Here is a 6,716-nt window from a genome sequence, read left to right on the forward strand (position 1 = left end):
TAAAGAGAGGTGTTTGTTATGAAAATAGTTTTAAAATTTAAAACAGATAATAATTTCATCCCTAAAGATTATCATCGTTTCTGTATTAAATTTTTTAAAACAGCAGTATCAAATTATTCTAATGGTGAATTTTTTGAAAAGTTTTTTGGGGATGATTATATCAAAAGTGATGAAAAAAAATATTCATGGGCAGTTAAATTTTTTAAACCCAAATTTTTTTCTAACAGAATTGAAGTTGGAGAAAATAATTTTGAGATTACTTTTAAAGCTCCAAAAAAAGATGTTGGAACTATCTTTTTCAATTCGTTTTTAGAATATAAAGAAAATGAATTTAAAATTTCTGAAAATAATTTTATAGTTTTAACAGATGCTAAAATTGTCAATGAAAAAAAGATTGTGGGAAATTGTGCAAGATTTAAATTTTGTTCTCCTCTTGTCATTCGCGAACATAATAGAGAAGATAACACAGACAGACATATAACTGTTGAAGATGAAGATTTCTTTGATAAATTTAAAGAAAATTTAAAAATCCATTTTCCAAGTCATTCCAACTCAATAGATGATATGGAGATTGACACTTCTGAAATGAAGAAAGCAGTTGTACTTTTTTATGGATTATATATTGATGCTAGTTTAGGAGTAATAGAAATTAAAGCTGATAATAGCTTATTAAATGAAATGCTGATATCGTCTGTCGGAAGTAAAAATGCATCCGGTTTTGGACTATTACAACTTATAGAATCTTGGAGATGATTTAATTATGAAAAATGTTGATTTCATTAGAGATATTAAAGAAAATTATTTGAAAATGGAAAGAGAATTGGTAACTCAGTTGAATTATAATGTAACTAATCACGATTTAACAGCTGGGACATATCGTGAAGAAATTTGGGCAGATTTTTTCAGAAGAATAGTACCTAAAAAATTTAATATTGCACGTTCTGTATTTATAATAGATTCAAATGAAAATATTTCAAAAGAAGTGGATATAGCAATATATGATGAACAATATACCCCTTATATATTTAACTACGGGTTGATAAAATTTATACCAATTGAAGCAGTAGCAGCGGTTGTTCAATGTAAAAGCACAAATTTGAAAAAAAATATTTTATTAAATTGGACAAACTCTATTAAGAATTTACAAACTTCAAATGATTCAATAGTTAGATTAGCTACTTATATTAATGTTGGTAGAGAAAGTAATGATGTGTCTACTCAGACAGCGACAAAACCTATTAAGATATTATGTCATATACCTACAGAAGAGACATGTAACGATGATTCTAATGGTAGAAAATATTTTGATATTGTTATTGAGGCATATCAAAATAGCAAATCAAGTAAAGAGCAAAATCAAAATAATACTGAATATAATGGTAATTTAAAAATAAATTTTAGTGATGAAAATTTATTCGATGTCCTAAAAAATTATAATCAGGCTGATAAAAAAGAATTAGCACATTTAAAAGAAGATAAGAAACTTAAATCAGAGACACTAATAAATAGAAAAATATCTGACTATGTTATACACAGAGGAAAAGAAGAAGAATATTCATTGCTTTCATTTATTTTTCAATTTAATCAAATGCTTATGATGATAAATAATCCTATGTTTTTTCCACATAAGGCTTATGTAGATATGTTTAATAAAAATACAAATAAAGGAGAATAATATGTCATTTATAGTTGGAATTTCTGTCGAAAAAATTCAAAAATATATTTATCAAACTTTAGATGATAATAGGTCAGAGATACAAAAAGATGAACACACTTTAAAAGAAGTTATAAAAGCATCAAATACGGTTTCCAGTACAATTTCTAGAGATATTGAAAAATTATTTGATAAAAACAAAAAAATATTATGGATTTCAGGAAAATATATTTTTGAAGTTGAGGATATAGAAGATAAAATAAAAGAAAAGTTGAAAAATTTATTTAAAGATATTTATTTGAAATATTCTGGAACACTTCTTATAAATTATGTATATTTAGAAAAATTAATTCTTAATAATAAGGAGATTATAGATAAAGTAAATTTTTATTTAAAATCTAATGATACAAAAAGAAGAATTATTGTAGAAAATAATAAGATTTTATTTTCTTTTCAAGAAGAAGTTAATATTTTAAATTGTGATATAAATTGTGATAAAAACTTTATTGATTATACTAGTGTATATATTAAAAATATGGATGAATTAATATCTGATGATAAAGAAGGAACTAATGGTAAAATAGCTATTGTAAAAGCTGATATAAATAATATGGGGGAAATTTTTTCTGGTATTACTGATTATGATAGGTATATGAAATTAAGTTTAATATTAGAAAATAAAATTACAGTAAATTATCCAGGAAAACTAATATCAAAAAATAAGAATCTAACTAATAAAATTTTTCCTCTGTATATTGCGGGAGATGATATATTTTTTGCTGTAAAAATAGAGTCAGTTTTGGATTCAATCTTGATTTTAAGAAATCTTATAGATGATATTAATGATGAAATTAATAAAAAAATTAATAGCTTGAGTAATGATAAAAGTAGTAAATTGAATAAACTTGTAATATCTGTTGGAGTAGAATTTACAAATAATCATCAACCAATAAGATATTATAGAGAAATAGTTGAAAGAGAATTGCATAATGCAAAAAAATTTACTAAAGAAAAAAATTCAAAAGAAATAAAAGCTATACTTGGAACATTTATTGCAGGAAATATGTTTTATAGTTATTTGGAAGAACAAAGAATAAGAGAAAAAGATTGTTTATCCAAATTTAAAACGGAAATTTTAGAATTAATACAATTGAAAAATGAAAATATCTATACAAATACATTCATTCATAATTTTTTATATGCTTTAGAAAATATTGATATTTCTAATAAAAATAATGAAGATAATATTAAAAAATTTATAAACACTTTTTTATATTTTCTGTGCCCTGATATAAGGAATGTGGAATCAAAAGTTATTCCTAAGGAATTATATTTAAAGAATTACTTTATGAAGATGTTTATGAAAAATAAACAGGAAAATGAAGATGAAAATCAAATAGTATATGATAAAAGTAATTTTAAAAATGTAATTTCAAAATTAAAATTGATTTTATTATTAACTGATGAAAAATACATCTCTAATATTAGTTTAAATAAGTTTAGGTATATAGTATTTGAAAAGAATGATGAAACAAGAGATTTTTTGAATTCTAATATGTTTATAAAGCCTCTAAAATATATTTGCAATTCTTCAGATTCTATAGAAAAATGTTTTATATTAAATACCAATGATAAAGGTTTTAATACATTTAAGAAAGTTCCATTTCATTTATCTATGCTTTTTAAGGCTAAGAATTTAATAGAAATTGGAAAAAAAGAAAAGGTTAAAACTTTATTTGCAAATTATGCTGAATTAATAGAAACAAAAGAAAAAGAGTATGCAAAAGATAATGATATACAAAAAGAAGAACATTTTATAAACTATAGATTAAAATTTAATAAAGATAAATTTAATAGAGAGTTTGATAATATTAATGGAACAGAGTGGTTAGATAGAATAATATTGTTTTATAAATATGACCAACAAAGAATATTATATAGGATAATTTCAGGACAAAATGAAAAACAAAGAAAAAACTGATAAATAAAAGTGAGGAAAATAATTATGAAAATTAAATATACTGTAACAACTAAATCTAATTGTTTAATTGGTAATCAAACAAGTGCATTTTCAATAGGAGGAGTAGATCAATGCACAACTCTTGACGAAAATGGAAAACCAATAATTCATGGCTCTGCGATGAAAGGAGCTTTGAGAAATATCTTTAGAAAAGAGTGTATAAATAATGATATCATAAAAGAATTTATTAAAGATTTTTTAATTAAAGAAAAAGATAAATATTCCAAATTATTAAAACAAATGGATGAAAAATCTTCAAAAAATATAGAATCTATAAAAAAGATAATTACTAAAATTTCAAATTTGTTAAATGATGTTAAAGCCGAATATATTTTTGGAATTGAAGGATTAAATGATACTCCTCGTCTGTTTTTTTCTGATTTAAGAGTTATTGATTTAGAAACAGAAGATTATTTTTTAATAGATACCAAAACATCTATTGAAGAGATTAATGGAGAACTTATATCTAATCCAAGAACATATAAAGTTGTAAAGCCCGGCATAAAATTTGAAGGAAATATTATTCTTAAAATAGATTCTGATGATGAAAAAATAAAAGATGAAATAAAGGCTCAATTAGAAAAATTTAATGAAGAATACTATAGAATAGGAAATTCTAAATCAAGAGGATATGGAATAATTGCAGTTGAGATAGAAAATGACTAAAGGAGCAAAAAATGTATATTTTTGAATTTAAACTAAAAAGAAAAGGTGAGATTACTTTATTACCGGATTCACAAAAACTATTTGGATTTTTAATGGGGAAATTAAAAGAGTCTTATTCAGATGAAAAAATAGGAGAGTTTGTAGAATCTGTAGAAAGAAAAGAAAGTATATGTATGATATCAAATCTATTTCCAACAGACTATAGACCTATGCCGAAATCTTATATTTTAGATATTTTAGATAAGTTAAATATTGGTATTAATGATAAAAAGTTGTATGAAAAAATTAAGAATATAGAGTTTATAAAAAGAGAAGATTTAAAAAAATTAATAAACTTAACCAAAAATACTACTACAAATATCAACAACATAAATTTAGATAATTATAATTATATAAAAAAGGAAGATACCTTTATTCAAAAATTTAAAATAGAAAGTCAAGTTAAAGAACTTTCAGGATTTCCTAATATTGCATATTCTATCCCAATTGTAAAATATAAAGATAATGTTGGAAATATTATATCAGATTATAGTTTTCTTATAAAACTTGAAAAAGGAAATATTTTGTTTGATTATTTGAATAACAGAGATAATTTATTAAATATAGATTGTCATTTAGGGCATAAGGCTAGTTATGGATATAATACTTATGTTATTAAAGATATAGAATTTAGTAAGCAAAAAAAAGATAAAAAGCAAAAAGATATCTTAAAATATCCTAAAAACGAAAAATTTTTAAATTTAGGAATGTTACTTCCTAATCTTGATAAAATTAATATTGAAAAATCATACTTCGAATTATTTACATCTCATCGAAAACCATTTGAATTATCAGATGGAGTTAATACATTTATTTCATTTTTAAATGCAGGAAGTGTATTGAGTCTTAAGGAAAAATCAGAATATACTTGTATGAGCAAGAGTATTCTTAATGAATATAATCTGATGTATGATAAAGCAATCGTATTCGGAAATTCTTATTTAGAAACATTGGAGGTATAATATGAAAAAAATAGATTTAAAACTTACCACTATATCAAAAGTAATATTATCACCTAGAGATTCTGGAGCTTTATATAAAGATATAGATTATTCCTTTCTAAACTATAATAATGGAAAAGAAATTTCAAAAGAAGTTAATATGATATATCCTTTTTATAGCTATACAAATAGAGCTTTATTAATGGAAAATAATATTGAAAATATTAAATATTATATTCCAGCCTCATCTTTAAAAGGAGCTATTTTAAGCTGTATAAAAGAAGATGATATAAAAAGAACACTTTTATTTAATGATATAAATATTAATCCAACAGATATATCATTAGAAAATTTATTTAAATATCAATATTTAGATTCTGAAACTGCTAAAATTAAATTTGAAAAATTTTTCGAAAATGTAGGAATTGAAACTTTACAAAATGGGAAATCTTATGATTTTTATATTAATGTAAACGAAGATATAGATTTTGATGATATTTTAAAAGACTTAAAATATAAAACAATAGAAAAATTAAATAATTATATGAGGAAGTTGGAAATAGTAATAAAAAAGATTACTGATAACAAAACTAATGTAAATTATGAATTTAATTTAGAAATATCAAAAGAATTAATGAATATTATAAATAATATAAATTCTGAATTAAACAATATAAATGATGATGAATACATTTTATTTTTAGGAGGCTTTAAAGGGAAAATAAATTCTCTTAATGGTGAAATAAATATTGATGATATTAAAAGTGGATTTTATTTGTGTGATATCGGAGGCAAAAAATATCTTCCATATGGACTTGTAAAACTAAAAATTGAAAATTGAAAATATTTATAAAAAATAGTAAAATTATTAAAAAAGGTGATTTGTCAACCTTCAGTATATAAAATTTACTGGAGGTTTTACAGATTAAAAAATGTTAAAATTTAAAACAATTCTGTTTCAATTAAAAAAATTAGTGGAAAATTTCAAAAAAATTTTATATATTGACAGAATTGACTTATTAATGGTAGTATTTTCAATATGTATAGAACTACCTGTTTAAATAGAAACATACTGTAATGTAAATCTTCTAAATCTGTTATAACATTTATTATTGCTCTTAGTTTAAATAGCAACATACTGTAATGTAAATTATCAAGCAAAGTGTTTGCAATGCTTTCTTGTGTGCAAGTTTAAATAGCAACATACTGTAATGTAAATTTGACTAATGCTTCTTTATCAAAAGCCTTTGTATCAGTTTAAATAGCAACATACTGTAATGTAAATATAGGCTCTATCATTGTATAACTACCAAGGTTTAGTAAGTTTAAATAGAAACATACTGGGCTTGAGATATAATAGGGATACAGAGGAAAAAGCTTGATAAATAGGAGCTTT

General features: G+C 22.6%; 6 protein-coding genes. All 6 read left to right on the forward strand.

The window, feature by feature from the left end:
- Positions 1 to 18: 18 nt before the first annotated feature.
- From cas6 to RWJ08_RS06250, 6 genes are read left to right on the forward strand one after another with little or no spacing between them, the layout of a single operon-like run.
- Positions 19 to 753, forward strand: a complete 735-nt coding sequence (gene cas6 / locus RWJ08_RS06225) for a CRISPR-associated endoribonuclease Cas6 (RefSeq protein WP_313961450.1) — start codon at positions 19 to 21, stop codon at positions 751 to 753.
- Positions 754 to 760: 7 nt separating this feature from the next.
- Positions 761 to 1,675 (forward strand): DUF6602 domain-containing protein, encoded by a 915-nt coding sequence (locus RWJ08_RS06230; RefSeq protein ID WP_313961451.1) that lies wholly within the window; start codon positions 761 to 763, stop codon positions 1,673 to 1,675.
- A 1-nt stretch (position 1,676) separates the two neighbouring features.
- Positions 1,677 to 3,635: a Cas10/Cmr2 second palm domain-containing protein gene (locus RWJ08_RS06235; RefSeq protein ID WP_313961452.1), complete on the forward strand. Its 1,959-nt coding sequence runs from the start codon at positions 1,677 to 1,679 to the stop codon at positions 3,633 to 3,635.
- Between the two features lie 24 nt (positions 3,636 to 3,659).
- The gene (locus tag RWJ08_RS06240) at positions 3,660 to 4,340 is read left to right on the forward strand and encodes an RAMP superfamily CRISPR-associated protein (protein WP_313961453.1); all 681 of its coding nucleotides are present in this window, start codon (positions 3,660 to 3,662) and stop codon (positions 4,338 to 4,340) included.
- Positions 4,341 to 4,351: 11 nt separating this feature from the next.
- A complete protein-coding gene (locus RWJ08_RS06245; protein ID WP_313961454.1) occupies positions 4,352 to 5,341 on the forward strand; it encodes a CRISPR-associated protein Csm4 in 990 nt (329 codons plus the stop codon).
- Between the two features lies 1 nt (position 5,342).
- Positions 5,343 to 6,161, forward strand: a complete 819-nt coding sequence (locus tag RWJ08_RS06250; protein WP_313961455.1) for a hypothetical protein — start codon at positions 5,343 to 5,345, stop codon at positions 6,159 to 6,161.
- Positions 6,162 to 6,716 lie beyond the last annotated feature (555 nt).

This window comes from uncultured Parvimonas sp., from assembly GCF_963524015.1.
GTDB lineage: Bacteria > Bacillota > Clostridia > Tissierellales > Peptoniphilaceae > Parvimonas.

What these genes read in the sequence shown, in the direction of transcription:
- cas6 (WP_313961450.1), top strand. Translation starts at nt 19, where the DNA reads ATGAAAATAGTTTTAAAATTTAAAACAGATAATAATTTCATCCCTAAA.
- RWJ08_RS06230 (WP_313961451.1), top strand. Translation starts at nt 761, where the DNA reads ATGAAAAATGTTGATTTCATTAGAGATATTAAAGAAAATTATTTGAAA.
- RWJ08_RS06235 (WP_313961452.1), top strand. Translation starts at nt 1,677, where the DNA reads ATGTCATTTATAGTTGGAATTTCTGTCGAAAAAATTCAAAAATATATT.
- RWJ08_RS06240 (WP_313961453.1), top strand. Translation starts at nt 3,660, where the DNA reads ATGAAAATTAAATATACTGTAACAACTAAATCTAATTGTTTAATTGGT.
- RWJ08_RS06245 (WP_313961454.1), top strand. Translation starts at nt 4,352, where the DNA reads ATGTATATTTTTGAATTTAAACTAAAAAGAAAAGGTGAGATTACTTTA.
- RWJ08_RS06250 (WP_313961455.1), top strand. Translation starts at nt 5,343, where the DNA reads ATGAAAAAAATAGATTTAAAACTTACCACTATATCAAAAGTAATATTA.